The following is a 14,446-nucleotide window of genomic DNA, read 5'->3' as shown; positions in this document are numbered from 1 at the left end:
TGTCATTTTTCACAAAGCGCTTTCATTCGTTGTGCATTTGTGCTAAAAATTTAAGTCGTTTTTTGGTAGTAATTTAACGCAGCGATGAGCGCTTTGCCAGCAGAAATTGGTGCTTGCTGGTACAATAGTGCCCCTTCTAACGCGGCTAGGACATGTAAAATATTTTCTTTGCGGCTGCTGTAGCCCATATTTCCAATCCGCCAGATTTTTCCTTTTAGATCACCAAATGAACTAGCAATCTCTACACCAAAGGAGTGAAGCATCTCTTCTCGGACAGCTTCGCCATCAACACCTTCTGGAATAAAGATAGGGGTAACTGTCGGCATTTTGGTTGCTTTTTCGCCATAAATCGACAGCCCCATTGCTTCCAGTCCAGCGACCAACGCGCCTTCATTCGTCAATTGACGTTGATAGGCTGCATCGAGGCCTTCGTTTAGCAGTATCCGTAATCCTTCATGAAGCGCATAGATCATACTCGTCGCTTCTGTGTGATGGTTGATTCGTTCAGTGTTCCAGTAGCGTTGCAGTTGACTCAAATCCAAGTAATTGCTCATAATGTGCCGCTTGTTTCGATCCGTTTTACTCAAGCCTAATTCTTTTTGGTAACGAGCATTAAGGACGGCTTCGACGCGCTCGTTGTAGGTCACTAATGAAAGACCAGACGGCACACTTAAACACTTCTGTGTACCGGCAATCGCTAAATCGACACACCAATCATCGACTGACAGGACCACGCCACCATAAGTCGCCACCATGTCAACGACAAAGAAAATATCTTTTGCGCGACAATACTGCCCGATTTCTGCTAACGGCTGCATTTGCCCATTGGCGGTTTCCCCGTGGACCATCGCCACGATCTTGGGTTGAAATGCGTCGATTTCTTTGATGACCTCTGCGGGTGCAAAAGGAGCCGTCCATTCTTTTTCTACATATTTGACTTGCGCTTGGGCACGTTCACAGATTTCTCCAAGTAAGAAAGCAAAGCGCCCATAGGCGGGGATCAAGACTTTGTCCCCTGGTTCGATCAAAGCGATCAGCGCCGCTTCTAAACCAGCTCGGGAAGTCCCATCAATGGCAAATGCCTCTTTGTTTTTGGTTCCAAACGGTTGTTTGATCATTTCTTTGACCTCATCCATGATCGCCAAAAAATTCGGATCAAACTGTCCCAAAATACGATTGGTCATTGCTTGAAGAACAGCTGGATGGGCTTCTACAGGCCCAGGTGTCATGATCGTACGTTGTGCGATCGTTAACTCTTTATACATCTTTTCCCCTCATTTCTCTTTTTGATTTCACTGTCCAACGCCTTGTCAACGTTTCCAAGTTTGTTGTACAATAAAGCTAAAAAAGGACATGTTTTTGTTTGTTTTGTTCAATTCTAAAAGGAGTTTCTCTATGAAGTTAGTTGCTGAATTGCTTGCTATACCACGCTTTTCCAATTTGCGTTTGTTGACAGATCCCATTACCGCGGAAATTCCCGTCGACAGTATCGAAATCACTGAGACCCCTGATATCGCCCACTATATTCCTGAGCATACCTTTATCTTAAGCACGGCGATGGTTTATAAAGATAATCAAGGAGCACTGCTTGAACTGATCGATTCCCTCGTAGCCAAAAATGCCGCTGGATTAGGCATCAAGATCGGTCGTTTTTTGGATGTCATCGATCCTGAAGTCATCGCCTACGCCGATAGTTTAGGTTTCCCCATCGTAGAAGTACCTGCCACGATGCCGCTGGGCCGTTTGATGCACCAGCTTTTGAATTTACTATGGAACACCAAAACCGAGCAGCTGAGTTATGCCTTAGATATCCAAAAACGGTTCTCTGCTTCCTTGATGAAGGATGTCAGCATCGCTCGCTTTATCGCTGATTTTGGCCAAATGGTCAATACACCGATCATTTTGTTGAATCCTTTTAAACAAGTGATTGCCCACTCCAAGCATTTCACCCGCATGTCAAAACCCGCGGAGTACTACATCCATCAATTAGGACAAACGAAAGGGGTTTTTACTGGTGAAAAAAGCGGGGCGATCCCTATCAAAGATCTTCATGAAAAAACGTCACAAATTTCTTATTATGCTATTGAAACCTCCACTTATTTCCCCCATTATTTAGTCATTTTGAATCCTGAGGCGATTCCTTATCCTGTCTCGGATTTTGCGCTGGAACAAGCAGCCTTGGTCTTGTCGTTTATGCTTTACAAGAACCAAAAAGTGCAAGAATCTTTTGAAGATTTAAAAAGTGACTTTTTAACACGAATGATCGAATACCAGCAATCGACCAAGCAAGAACAAAAGGATTGGTTAGATCTCGGAAAAACTTACGGGTTAGTCAAAGCCCGCCATTATCGTGTCATCTATGGTGCCTGTGAACCAACCAAAGAAACCAAAGGCAAAGACAAATACTTAAAAGAAGAAAGTGACCTGGTCTATCAGTGGTTTAGTGAACAACTGCCTTATCGCATCAAAGATGTTTGTCTCTTTCGCTTAAAGGGCAGCAATCACTTTGCGATTTTCGTGCAGCACAAGTGTGATGCCTTAGAAGACCATTTGATCGAGACCGCCAATGCTTTGACCAATCGGTTGCCATTTCGAATGGCCTTTGGTGTAGGGAGTGTCTGTGAAAGTATCAATGATTTAGCCAGCTCCTACATCGAAGCAAAGACTGCTTATGAAGAACGAAGAGGCCAACATGATTCGTCCATCGTCTCTTTCTACCATCAACGGGGAATGCGGAGTCTATTTGAAAAAATGAGTCCTGAAGATATCCATTATTTCTGCCGTACGATTCTTAAAGAATTGGCGTTTCCGCAAGAAGATGCCACCATTGAATTGCGTAAAACCTTACGGGCTTACTTGGATTATCAATGTGAGATCACCCGCACCGCTAAAGCCTTGTTCGTTCATCGCAACACGATCAAATACCGCATCGAACAGTGTCAAAAGCTGCTAGGAAAAAACGTGCATGATCCTAGCATCAGCCTGGATCTGCGTTTAGCCCTTGAGCTGTCGGAAGAAGGCGACTAATAGGCGAATCAAGCAGTTGGATCGCTGGTGTTACCCAGCGATCCTTGTGCCTGCTTCACCTAACAATGCTAAGTCCGCTTCTTCCAATGAGCAGATGATTGCTGTCTTTCCTTGTTTGGCAAACGCAATCGCCGCTTCCATTTTCGGCCCCATACTACCTTCTGCAAAATGCCCCGCATCAAAATATGCTTGCGCTTCACTTACGGATAAGCCCGTTAATTTTTCTTGCTCCGGTGTTCCGTATTTGATATAAACGTTGTTGACGTCGGTCAGCATCATAAATACATCGGCATCCACTTGTTCTGCCAGTTTTTTCCCAGTTCGATCTTTATCGATGACTGCTTCGATCCCTTTCAAGCCTTCCGCTTGTTTTACGACTGGAATCCCTCCGCCACCACCCGCGATCACGATGGTATTTTGATTCAATAAATGAACCATTGATTCCACGCCGTGGATCGTCACAGGTTGTGGAGATGGCACGACGCGACGGTACCCACGTCCAGCATCTTCTTCCATCACCCAATGTTTTTCCTCAGCCATCTTTTTTGCTTCTTCTTCTGAGTAGAACAAACCGATTGGCTTCGTTGGCTTTTCAAACGCGGGATCATCCGCTGCCACTTCCACTTGGGTCAATAAGGTCACGACATTGCTGGTCAATTCTTCTTGCTCAATTTTATTTTTGATGCTTTGCTCCATTAAATAACCGATAAAGCCTTGTGACTCTGCATTGCAGACATCCAGTGGAAAAGGCGGCACGACTTCTTTGGCTTCTTCATTTTGTCGTAAAATATTGCCGACTTGCGGACCATTGCCGTGCGTCACGACGATTTGATGGTCAAGCTTCTCGATTTTAGCGATCTGTTCTGCACTTAACTGGATATTTGCAAGCTGTGTCTCAACGGTCGCTGGTTGATTCGGTTTTAAAATTGCATTGCCCCCTAGAGCGATGACCACTCGTTTTGCCATATGAATTCCTCATTTCTATTGTTTTGAAATTGATCGATACTGCGAGCAAACCCTGCCAAAAAGTCAGCCCCCGAAGTATGACCGATCGTTAGTATCTCTTTGATTACTTGGGAAAAAGCCGCTGAATCGGTACACCTGGTCAAGGATAATGCCGATTGATTGAATGCGCCTGTCAACGCATGCAGAAGATAATGTTTACTGACGTCAGTCGTTAAATCATTGACTGTCAACAGCCTTCTTTGTAGATAAGCCACCAAGCGGGTATCTTCTTGCCCCATCACTCGGCGAGCCAGCAAATGACCAACTAGCATATCATCGCCTGTGGGGGTCAATCCGACACCCCGTCCGACTAAATAAGCGACTGCTTGCCGTTGTTCCTTAAATGAAGGCGTGCATAGCTGATCGATTGCGTCATAAAACGGATGATTGCTGCGAATGGTTGCTGAAACAGCTTCTTGAATCCCCGTCTTTTCCGTGACGTTTTGAAGGATTGACCAAAACAGTTCTCGATCAAATGGGACTGTGCCAGCCGGAACGGTCGTTGTAAATTTGGCTGCCTTTTGAAAAGACAGACGATGATGCGGAAAATGGATCACCCGTTGCTGAACCAAAAGAGTGGTACCAGCAACTAAGCCTGTCGCCAACGCTGCATAATCGTCGGCAGCTAAAATCATCCCCTTGGGCACGCGAGCCGCTTGTTTGGAGACACAGATCAGCTGATCCTGACGAGGATCTTGCAGATTGAAACTATGCTGAAACACACTGTGAACGAGCCAGTTGCCATTGATAAATGCGGGTTCAAATAAAGCTTGGTCGATCCATTTTGCCTGTATCATCGCTCGATTGCTCCTTTTTCACGTTTTCAGTCCCTGATTTATTCTTCAAATCCTAATTTTTTTGCATAAGCCAAGACAGCTTTTTCAAAGCAATCCATTGGTGGTGTCACTGTCCCGGCACCAATTTGTCCTCGTCCAGCTTGTTTGTTGGCGATCCCTGTATTGATCACCGGTAAGATCCCTGTTTCCACGACTTTACGAGCATCGATCCCTAAACAGATCCCTTTGAAGTCCCATGTAGGAACGGGAAAATTCGGATTGGTATCAATGGAGATCTCTAACATCTCATTGCTGGTTTTCAACGCATCGTGAAATCCACCAGAACCAACGAAGCGTGTCACAGCTGGGGCAGCAATCATTGCCATTCCCCCAACACCAAAGGTTTCCGTAATGGCACTGTCGCCCATATCTGGAGAGGCATCTTCTTCACTGAATCCTGAGAAATACAGCCCTTTTGGTGTATTGACAGGTCCAGTAAACCACTCATCTCCCATGCCAGAAATACGGATACCGAATTCATGCCCGTTGCGACACATTGCGGTCACAACCGTGCCTTCTTCAATCGTCCGGGCGCCATCAAGCACCGCTTTTGAAGAAGCCATCATGATATTCAAGAAGAACTGATCCGTGTCTGCTAGAAACTGAATGACTTCTGGTTTTTCTTTTTCAAATCCTTCCAGAGTAACGATCGCTGGTGCTACTTCTTTTAAGAACGCCAACGAAGCAGCGATATTCCGTTGATGGAACTCATCCCCCATGGCGATTGCTTTTGCGACTAAAACATTGATGTTCAAGCCATCGGGTTTTGTTTGTAGTGCAGCACTTAAAACTGGTGCTAACGTATTTTTCATCCAATGCAAGCGATCAATGACTTCTTGAGAATAGGCGCCAAATCGTAAAACTGCCCCGATCCCTTCGTTCATCGTACAATACGCTCGGTTACCATCGGTTTTGTTTTCCACTACGAGCACTGGCATATTGGCAGAGGTGATGCCCCCCATTGGGCCAACCGCTTGCACGTGGTGACAAGGAATCAGTTGAACTTCCCCAGATGCTAATAAATGACGTACCTCTTCTTCCGTTTCGCCCCAGCCTTCAAAAAGCCCCGCACCAACACAAGCACCTTGAATCGGATCGATCATCTGATCGTAGCGGATCGGTGGTCCTGCATGCAATAGGACTTTTCCTTCACCTAATTCTGGAATGACACTGACTGCTGGAACGACATCCAACAAAAAAGGCGAACCGGCAACGATCTTGGCAATAACGGCTTGGTTTGCTTCTTCAATAGTTTCGTACACGATAACTTCCTCCTACTCTGATAGTGACACTTGTGCTAAGAAACGTAAGGCTTTTTGTAACGTTACGTTTCCACCAGCAATTGGCTGCCAGTCATATTGAACGACTTGACCGTGATGCGCCTGGATCGCTTCCGCAAAGCTACGCAATCCTACATTGATGAACGCGTCATTCGCCAACAATTCACGGCTCTTTTCAGATGGCTCTGGCAACGCATCGGCAGTTGTCACTGCTTTTGGCAACAGCTTACGACTAATTGGTGAAAAAGGGTGACCGAGCATTGCTAAAGCTTGTTTGACTGCTTGGGCATTGCTTTGACACAAAATCACGCCAGCTGCGGTTAAAATCTCTGCTTGCTCGTTGCTGTCTTGGGGGTCTAAATCAGTTCCGACGATCGTAGCGATCACCGCTAACTCCCGGCCAGCTGCTTGCGCTGCTTCCTTCAACGATTTGATGGTCGGTGCCAATTCACTCGCCATATCTTGATGAGAGCCATACCCTAAAACGATATCTAACAAAATCACTGCCGTTTCAGGATCTTCTCCGGCTTGCTTCAACAGTTCGATCCGCTTTGTTGGGTCGATCATCGGATGGGGCTTGCCTTGCGTATAGATGTCATCACCTAAATCGATGATCTCATGGCCAGCTGCTTTTAAGATGTACCCTTCTTGATGGGCATCTTCTTGTTCTAGATTTAATCCTGCTTTGACTAGCATCGCTGCTTCGTACGCCAATGTTCCGCCAGAATAATAAGCTTTGATTTTTTGCTGTTCAGGTCCAAAAGCGGCAGCTACCGTTTCCTCTTTTACTGGCTCTAATCCAATCTGTTCTTGACGTAGCAGCTGCACAGCTAATTGTGCCGCTTCTTCCAGTGTGTAGGCTCGGTAAAGATTTTCTTCGTGATCCGTTGGTTCTTCCCCAAGAAAAATCGTGACTGCAGGTTTTGTTCCTCTTCTTAATAATGCCAATACTTCATCGCGGACACGTGGTGCAGGTGGTTTGGAGATCACCACGATCACCTCCGTATCAGGATCATGTTCCAAGGCAAGAATGCTGTCTTTCATGGTAATCCCACCGACTTCTTCTTTGAGATCTCGTCCACCGGTTCCGATGGCTTGTGTCACACCAGCACCCAATTTATGAATGATGGTGGTGACTTCTTGGATACCCGTACCCGAAGCGCCGACAACACCGATTTTCCCTTTACGGACGGCATTCGTGAAGGCTACTGGTATCCCATTGAGAATCCCTGTGCCACAATCTGGTCCCATTAAAAGAAGTCCTTGTTCATGAGCCATTTTCTTTAGTCGAACTTCCTCTTCCAATGAAACATTATCACTGAAACAAAAAACATGTTTGCCTGCTGCTAATGCGGTTTCAATTTCTGGTGCTGCCATAGTACCAGGAATCGATAAGACAGCGACCTTCGCATCTTTTCCAAGATCTAAGGCTTTTTCCCAAGTTTTGACGCTTTGGGTTTCTTCTCCTGCGCTATTGCTTTGGTCCGATAAGAAGGCATCGATTTCTGACAGGACTGTTTCGATGATTTCTTCCTCTTCAATGTCTAAAACGAGCACCATATCGTTGGATGTCGCATTGCTCATCTCCTCGGTATAAAGACCACCTGTCTTGAAGATATCCTTATTGGCAGGTGTACCCATCATGACCGAAGCGTTGTTGATCCCTTCGATCGTCAGTAAACGATTGGTCAAAAGCATTAAAACAATGGAATCTTGGTAATTGTTTTTTTGAATAATAGTGTGTAACATGGGTCTCCTCACTTTCCTGTTGCTGTCTGTGCAAAGGCATCTGACCCAGAATACTGGTCAAAATGAACCGTGTCGCTAATGAGATAGCGATAAATGTTCTTTTCGATAGGAATGCCTTCTGCCATATATTTTTCGTAGGTTAGTTGATTGATCTCGCCTGGATAATAGACTTGCTGGAACTGTTCAGCAGCCGGTATGGCGTGCAGCTCTTCGATCATCGTTTCGACTGACTCTTTAAATGTCTCTAAATCTGTAAATCGTTGCGGATCGATCAGCAAAATAAACTGCCCTAAGTCGCGACCTTTCGTCAGATCGTTGTACATAGAGGAAACATGCTTGCCAAAAGGCAGCCCAAGGAGCATTCCAGACAAGATATCCACCATCATCATCAACCCAAAGCCTTTTGGTCCTGAGATTGGCAATAACCCATGAACATGATGCGGATTTGTCGTTGGCTTGCCATGGGCATCAACGGCCCATGTTGCTGGAATCTCTTTATCTTTGGAACGAGCATCTAAAATTTTGCCCCACGCTTGGACCGTCGTTGCCATATCAAAAATTACCGGCGCACCATGCTTTCGCGGTGCCGCAAAGGCAATCGGATTGGTACCAAAATAATTTTCTTTGCCGCCAAAAGGAACCACCATTGAATCCGATTGGCACATAGATAATGCAATCAAGTCAGCTTCTGCGGCTTTTTTGACATAATAGGATAGTGCCCCACTATGACTCGTTTTCCGCACACCAACCGCCGCGATCCCAGAACGTTTGGCCATCTCAATGGCATGCTTTGTCGCTTCTAATACGACGACCTGCCCTGCGCCATTTTGACCGTGAACGATCCCGCTGCTCGGTCCAGTCTCTTCAAACGTGATCTGCGGGGTGCGATTCATCCCGCCTTTAGCGATCCGCTCTGCGTAATAGTCTACCCGCACAGCCCCGTGAGAGTGGATCCCGCTGGCATCGGCAAAGACCAAATGCTCTGCAACGATGGCTGCGTGCTCTTCAGACAAACCAGCAGCCGCTAATTTGTTTTGGATCAATTGCTGTAACTCTTGTGACTGTACAATAACCGTTTCTTCCATCTTCTAAACTCCTTTAAATTTCCGGATCGCGGTTGCAATCTTTGGAATAAATATAGGTCAATGGTTCGTCACGACCAACGCCATAGGCCGCTTGCTGTACATAGGCACTCATGAAAATGTAGTCGCCTTTTTCCACTGGGAACCACTCATTATCTAAGTTATACATCCCTTTACCTGACAGTAAGTACGCTCCATGTTCTTGGTAGTGGGTCTCAATGTAGCCATGACTTGCCCCTGGTTCAAAGGAAAGGATATGGATATTCATGTCAAAGCCCAGCTCTTTGGGCAGGAAATCCCAAAGTAGGACGTCTGCCATCCCTTCGTATTGGATCGGTGTCAACTCTGAGAGATTCCCCACTACTTTGTAGGCTTGGTGATTTTCAAGTGGTTGGTAACGTTTCTTATACAAGAACACTTCTGTCGCTTCTTCTTGGAGATTTTTCATATACAGTTTTTCTCCAGCAGGCAGATAGATATAGCCTCCGTCCGTCAATGTATGGGTTTCTTTGCCATCACTCACTTCCAGTTTGCCCGAGATGACATACAAGAAACTCTCGATCTCTGGACCGCCGAAGCCCAATTGGTTGGCGCCATCTTTTTTGAATGAAATGATGTAATCGACAAAAGACGCCCCTAATTTTGGTGTGCCGAGTATCGAACATTCACAGTTTTCGAATCCCGGAATGACATTATTCACTAGCCCGTCATGCGGCAAGATCGCAAAATTATTTTTTCTAATGACTGCACGTGATTGCAGCAATCCATCTAAATAGCCCGTATTATTATTTTTGTATCCCATGTGTGTCCCTGCTTTCTATTCTTTGTATGCTAGCTCGTAAAGGGAAGCTGCTAAAACTTCTACCCCAGCTGTTAAATCTTCGATAGTCGTTGCTTCGGCGGGGTTGTGGCTAATCCCATCAATACTTGGTACAAACAGCATCGCCGTTGGAAAATGTGGTGCAATGATTTGGGAATCATGCCCCGCCCCACTATGCATGACTTTGTAGCGTTTGCCAGTTTGCTTCACCGCTTGTTCCACCGTGGCAACGATCGTCTCGTCCATCGGCACAGGGCGTTCATCCATCCATAGATCCATCTCCACTGTCAGGTCGTGCTCTTTGGCGATCGCTTGAATGATCTGTTCTGCTTCAGCAGTAAAGGCATCCAATAGCTGCCCATCGGTATGGCGACAATCCATCGTAAACAACACTTCACCAGGAACCACGTTGACCGTATTCGGTTTTGGCTCAACTTTACCGAATGTCACTACTAATGGATCCCCAAGCTCTAAGCCACGGTCGATCACTGCGGCACACATTTTGGCAAAACCATACACAGCATCTTGGCGATAGCCCATCGGTGTGGTTCCTGCATGATTGGCTTGTCCTTTTAAGACAAAGGTGTAGCGCTTTTGACCAGCGATACTATTGACGACACCGATCTGCAAATTTTCTTTTTCTAAAACACTGCCTTGTTCGATATGGATTTCCACGAAGGCTTTGATGTCTGATCGAACCGGTTCTTGTGGGTCGCGAAAATCAAAGCCTTGGCGTTGCATCTCTGCCACGAAGCGATTGCCTTCAAAATCTGCGATCGCTTCAACATCGGCTTTTTTGGCCTCTCCGACAAAGTTTTTACTTCCCCAAAAAACGGTTGGAAAACGACTGCCTTCTTCTTCTGCCATTGAGATGACTTCCAAGGAGCGTAAAGGTTGCCCATAGGTCTCTTTTAAATACTTGATCGCTAAAGCAGCAGCAACGACCCCGTATTGACCGTCTAATGTGCCACCGTTAACGACGGTATCGATATGTGACCCTGAAAGAATCGTTTCTTCTGGATACTGGCTGCCTTCCATTCTGCCGAAGAGATTGCCGACTGCATCATAGGACGTCGTTAAGCCAGTTTCTTTTAATTGTTTTTCTACAAATGATTGCGCTTCTTTCCATGAATCGGTATAAAGCAGTCTAGTCATTCCTCCAGTTGGATCACTCCCAATCTGAGATAGTGCATCGATCATTGCCGCTACTTCTTTTTTCAACTCCATTGTTCTGCCTCCTTTGATTTATACGGTTATTGTAAGCGTGTTACTGAAGGACATCATTGTTCACTTTCGACAAAACCGTTTCTATTTTTAGTCATAACGCTGTTTTTTAAACCGCTTCCTTCTCCTATACTCTTCCTTATACTATCGAAGAAGAGAAAGGAAGAAAACAATGGTTTATCCTAAAAATGCCTTTGCGCAAACAGAAAAAATCCAATTTGACACCTACGGCACTTTGCCGTTAGAAGTGACGATCCTAAAAGCAGCGCAGCCTCGGATCAGCCTTTTGTATTTTCATGGTGGTGGCTTCCTCTATGGTCAGCGAGAAGACCTTCCGCAGGATTATATCCACCAATTGCTGGCTGCCGGTGTTAGCCTTTATCTCTTTGATTATCCACTGGCTCCCGAAGTAGCGCTACACGATATCTGCCTTCATGCAAACAAGGCAGTGGAGTGGTTTTTGGCCGAAGGCTGGCAGTTCAGCGGCGTTGGTGCAAATGAGTACATTCTATTCGGTCGCTCCGCCGGCGGTTTTTTAGCGACCTTACTGACCGCACGCACAAAGCATCCGGAGCAAAAAGGCTTGATCCGATTTTACGGATACCAAGAGTTGTTTTATAAAGAATTTTTGCAGCCGTCACGCTTTTACACGCAATTTCCGAAAGTCCCGCCACTCGACGCCGAAGCTATGATCGAAAGCCAACCAATCACCCACGGCACGCTAGAAAAACGATTTCCTTTGTACCTTTCCGCCCGTCAATATGGCAACTGGCAGCGTTATTTAGGGAATCGGGAACAGCTAGCAGCCTTGGCGATCCCTGCTGCCGCTTACCAAGACTTTCCTCCATGTTTTGTCGTTCATTGCAAAAAAGATCCAGACGTTCCCTTCAGCGCCTCCGAAGCTTTCGCTGCACAAGTCCCCCGTGCCAAAACACTTTGGCTCGACTTAGAACAGCATGACTTTGATCGGACACCAAATGCGAGCGCTGATGAGTGCTATCGAGAGATGATTGGGTGGCTGACTAACCAATTCTGAAACTCTCAGCTCTTGATAGGTGATGATTTTGAAGCGATCGGTACGCTGTGATCTTGCGTACAGCAAAAAAGTGACCATTAGAGAACCAACTCTAATGATCACTTTTTTTGATTTGATTACTAGTATATGGGCACAACGATTTCTTAAAAAATCTAACGCTTTGCCTCGCAATTTTACTGAAGTCTTCAGAATAAAACAGCGAGATGATCTTCTCAAAAGAAAGGATCATCACGCTGTTAAAATAGCAACTGATCAGCAGATCGTTGTTAAGGGAAACTTGCAGAAGTATCTTTCATTTCTTCGAATTTCGTACCTTTAACAAGATTACATCAACGAACGATAAAGCTCAATAATCTCTTCTAAAGTCGTATCCCGCGGGTTGCCTGGTGTGCAGACATCATTCAAGGCATCTTTGGCGATGGATGGGATATCTTCTTCTTTGACGCCTAATTCAGAAATGGTCGCTGGAATACCCACATCTGTGCTTAACTGATCGATTGCTTGGCAAGCAGCATCTCGGACGTCTTCAAGTGACATCGTTTCTGCCCCTTCAATGCCTAAAACGATCGCGATCTCACGGTATTTTTCACCCGTAAAGTCTTTGTTGTATTTCATGATGGTTGGCAACAAGGACGCGCACGCTACTCCGTGAGGAATGTTGTACCAAGCGGATAATGGATGGGCCATGCCGTGGACTAAGCCCAAGCCGACGTTTGAAAAGCCCATACCGGCAATGTATTGTCCTAACGCCATCGCTTCTCGTCCTGCTTGATCGCCATTCACGGAATCTCTCAATGAGCGGCCGATGATCTCAATTGCTTTGATGTGCAGCATATCAGTCATTTCCCAAGCGCCTTTGGTGATGAAGCCTTCGATGGCGTGGGTCATGGCATCCATTCCCGTTGCGGCTGCCAAGCTCTTAGGCATCCCCATCATCATATCGCTGTCCACAAAGGCTACCAGAGGAATATCGTGAGGATCTACACAAACAAATTTCCGATGATTGTCTTCATCTGTAATCACATAGTTGATCGTTACTTCGGCTGCAGTCCCAGAAGTTGTCGGTACCGCTAAAATCGGCAAGCATGGATGTTTCGTGTCTGCCACGCCTTCCAAACTAATCACATCGGAAAATTCAGGATTCGTAGCAATGATCGCGATCGCTTTTGCCGTATCGATCGGTGAACCACCGCCAATCGCAATGATACAATCGGCTTGGGCTTCTTTGACAAACGCTAAGCCGTCTTTGACATTTTGGATCGTTGGGTTCGGCACGATCCCATCATATAACGCATAATCGACACCTGCTTCATCCAATAATTTCGTCACTTTGGTCGCAACTTCAAATTTCACCAAATCTTTGTCGGTGATCACTGCCGCTTTTTTAAACCCTCGTGCCTTGAATTCGGTCGGTACGTTCTCGATCGCTCCTTTTCCAAAATACGATGTTTCATTCAAAATCATTCTATTTGCCATTCTTCCTACCTCCATTTGTTTGTTTATTCACAATATAGTTTAAATAGAAAAGACTGAAAGCCTTTTCTATTCTTCTACCATTGATTATACCTCAAGATAGCCTGCTCGGGGAGTGACTTTGAAAGCGTCAGCCAGTTTTTTCAGATTTTCATCTGTAATGGTTTGTAAAATTGGGCCTTGCGCTTTGACATAGGTGTACACTTCCGCAGCTTTCTCTGCCGTTTCAATCAAGCCAAAGACTTCGTCCATATCTTTGCCAGCGCCATAGATGCCATGTTGTGGCCAAAGAACCAAACGGGTCTCTTTCATTTTAGCAGCCGTTGCTTCGCCGATCTCATTCGTTCCTGGGACCATCCAAGGAATGATGGAGACGCCTTCTGGGAAGACCACCAAGCACTCCGTACACATTTGCCACAAGGTCCGCGTGAAACTGCGTTCATCCAACTCATGGGTAAAACTCATGGCTAAAAGATGAGATGCGTGGTTATGCATGATGATTCGGTTTTCTGGATCGACCGACAAGCGTGCGATATGACTCATGAAATGACTTGGCAGTTCACTCGTTGGCACCGCACCATTTTCCAAGCCCCAAAGCAATTCCAATGTTTGCCCATCTTCTTTGACTCGGATCACACCAAGGTTTTCCGCTGGATGTGCCGCTACATTTTTAAAGTATTTTCCTGAACCTGTCACGATAAAGTACTTGCCAGCTAGTGCCGTGGCATCAAAAATCATGGGAATTTCCCGCAAGACGCTTTGCGGATCGATGAAAGGCAAGATCTCTTCTTCTGTTAATAAGTAAGAAATATTGCCGCCGTTGCGCTCATCCCACCCTAAACGGTAAAGATTTGCTGTCGTTTCCATCATTTCTTGTACAAAATTCGCTTGTAAAATATCAATCTTTTTCATCG

At 45.8% G+C, this 14,446-nt stretch carries 12 protein-coding genes; 2 read left to right on the top strand and 10 right to left on the bottom strand.

What is annotated here, in order from left to right; all coding sequences use genetic code 11:
• Nucleotides 1–50 precede the first annotated feature (50 nt).
• Nucleotides 51–1,265 (bottom strand): pyridoxal-phosphate-dependent aminotransferase family protein, encoded by a 1,215-nt coding sequence (locus IGI82_RS04925; RefSeq protein ID WP_438841805.1) that lies wholly within the window; start codon nt 1,263–1,265, stop codon nt 51–53.
• A gap of 130 nt (nt 1,266–1,395) precedes the next feature.
• On the opposite strand from IGI82_RS04925, the gene IGI82_RS04920 reads away from it, so the two are divergent.
• Nucleotides 1,396–3,027, top strand: a complete 1,632-nt coding sequence (locus tag IGI82_RS04920; RefSeq protein WP_142967048.1) for a PucR family transcriptional regulator — start codon at nt 1,396–1,398, stop codon at nt 3,025–3,027.
• 30 nt (nt 3,028–3,057) lie between these two features.
• On the opposite strand, the gene arcC is transcribed toward IGI82_RS04920, so the two are convergent.
• The 7 genes from arcC to allC are packed head-to-tail and all read right to left on the bottom strand — an operon-like array spanning nt 3,058 to nt 11,026.
• The gene (arcC, locus tag IGI82_RS04915) at nt 3,058–3,993 is read right to left on the bottom strand and encodes a carbamate kinase (RefSeq protein WP_087627068.1); all 936 of its coding nucleotides are present in this window, start codon (nt 3,991–3,993) and stop codon (nt 3,058–3,060) included.
• Nucleotides 3,966–4,829: a DUF2877 domain-containing protein gene (locus IGI82_RS04910; protein ID WP_438841804.1), complete on the bottom strand. Its 864-nt coding sequence runs from the start codon at nt 4,827–4,829 to the stop codon at nt 3,966–3,968. The genes arcC and IGI82_RS04910 overlap by 28 nt, the downstream gene beginning before the upstream one ends.
• Before the next feature lie 38 nt (nt 4,830–4,867).
• A complete protein-coding gene (locus IGI82_RS04905; protein ID WP_005234461.1) occupies nt 4,868–6,130 on the bottom strand; it encodes a DUF1116 domain-containing protein in 1,263 nt (420 codons plus the stop codon).
• A gap of 12 nt (nt 6,131–6,142) precedes the next feature.
• On the bottom strand, nt 6,143–7,897 hold the full coding sequence (gene fdrA / locus IGI82_RS04900) for an acyl-CoA synthetase FdrA (protein WP_438841803.1): 1,755 nt from the start codon (nt 7,895–7,897) through the stop codon (nt 6,143–6,145).
• An 8-nt stretch (nt 7,898–7,905) separates the two neighbouring features.
• Nucleotides 7,906–8,982: an ureidoglycolate dehydrogenase gene (gene allD / locus IGI82_RS04895; protein WP_438841802.1), complete on the bottom strand. Its 1,077-nt coding sequence runs from the start codon at nt 8,980–8,982 to the stop codon at nt 7,906–7,908.
• A 13-nt stretch (nt 8,983–8,995) separates the two neighbouring features.
• Nucleotides 8,996–9,781, bottom strand: a complete 786-nt coding sequence (allE, locus tag IGI82_RS04890; protein ID WP_005225360.1) for a (S)-ureidoglycine aminohydrolase — start codon at nt 9,779–9,781, stop codon at nt 8,996–8,998.
• Nucleotides 9,782–9,796: 15 nt separating this feature from the next.
• Entirely contained in the window at nt 9,797–11,026 is a 1,230-nt protein-coding gene (allC, locus tag IGI82_RS04885) for an allantoate deiminase (protein ID WP_142967044.1), read from the bottom strand.
• A gap of 169 nt (nt 11,027–11,195) precedes the next feature.
• Here allC and IGI82_RS04880 point away from each other — a divergent pair, with 169 nt between their 5' ends.
• Nucleotides 11,196–12,059, top strand: coding sequence for an alpha/beta hydrolase (locus tag IGI82_RS04880; RefSeq protein WP_438841801.1), 864 nt, complete (start codon nt 11,196–11,198; stop codon nt 12,057–12,059).
• A 324-nt stretch (nt 12,060–12,383) separates the two neighbouring features.
• Here IGI82_RS04880 and fucO read toward each other — a convergent pair whose 3' ends face one another.
• Together fucO and rhaD are read right to left on the bottom strand one after the other, a co-directional pair.
• On the bottom strand, nt 12,384–13,535 hold the full coding sequence (gene fucO, locus IGI82_RS04875; RefSeq protein ID WP_438841800.1) for a lactaldehyde reductase: 1,152 nt from the start codon (nt 13,533–13,535) through the stop codon (nt 12,384–12,386).
• 84 nt (nt 13,536–13,619) lie between these two features.
• Nucleotides 13,620–14,444 carry a rhamnulose-1-phosphate aldolase gene (rhaD, locus tag IGI82_RS04870; protein WP_005234418.1) on the bottom strand — a complete coding sequence of 275 codons (825 nt, stop codon included), beginning with the start codon at nt 14,442–14,444 and terminating at the stop codon, nt 13,620–13,622.
• Nucleotides 14,445–14,446 lie beyond the last annotated feature (2 nt).

It is taken from the genome of Enterococcus sp. AZ067 (assembly GCF_051715005.1).
Lineage (GTDB): Bacteria > Bacillota > Bacilli > Lactobacillales > Enterococcaceae > Enterococcus_D > Enterococcus_D casseliflavus.
This window is presented reverse-complemented; position numbering and strand designations above follow the sequence as displayed.

Coding starts and splice junctions, on each gene's coding strand:
- IGI82_RS04925 (WP_438841805.1), bottom strand. CDS start 1,265: ATGTATAAAGAGTTAACGATCGCACAACGTACGATCATGACACCTGGG.
- IGI82_RS04920 (WP_142967048.1), top strand. CDS start 1,396: ATGAAGTTAGTTGCTGAATTGCTTGCTATACCACGCTTTTCCAATTTG.
- arcC (WP_087627068.1), bottom strand. CDS start 3,993: ATGGCAAAACGAGTGGTCATCGCTCTAGGGGGCAATGCAATTTTAAAA.
- IGI82_RS04910 (WP_438841804.1), bottom strand. CDS start 4,829: ATGATACAGGCAAAATGGATCGACCAAGCTTTATTTGAACCCGCATTT.
- fdrA (WP_438841803.1), bottom strand. CDS start 7,897: ATGTTACACACTATTATTCAAAAAAACAATTACCAAGATTCCATTGTT.
- allD (WP_438841802.1), bottom strand. CDS start 8,982: ATGGAAGAAACGGTTATTGTACAGTCACAAGAGTTACAGCAATTGATC.
- allE (WP_005225360.1), bottom strand. CDS start 9,781: ATGGGATACAAAAATAATAATACGGGCTATTTAGATGGATTGCTGCAA.
- allC (WP_142967044.1), bottom strand. CDS start 11,026: ATGGAGTTGAAAAAAGAAGTAGCGGCAATGATCGATGCACTATCTCAG.
- IGI82_RS04880 (WP_438841801.1), top strand. CDS start 11,196: ATGGTTTATCCTAAAAATGCCTTTGCGCAAACAGAAAAAATCCAATTT.
- fucO (WP_438841800.1), bottom strand. CDS start 13,535: ATGGCAAATAGAATGATTTTGAATGAAACATCGTATTTTGGAAAAGGA.
- rhaD (WP_005234418.1), bottom strand. CDS start 14,444: ATGAAAAAGATTGATATTTTACAAGCGAATTTTGTACAAGAAATGATG.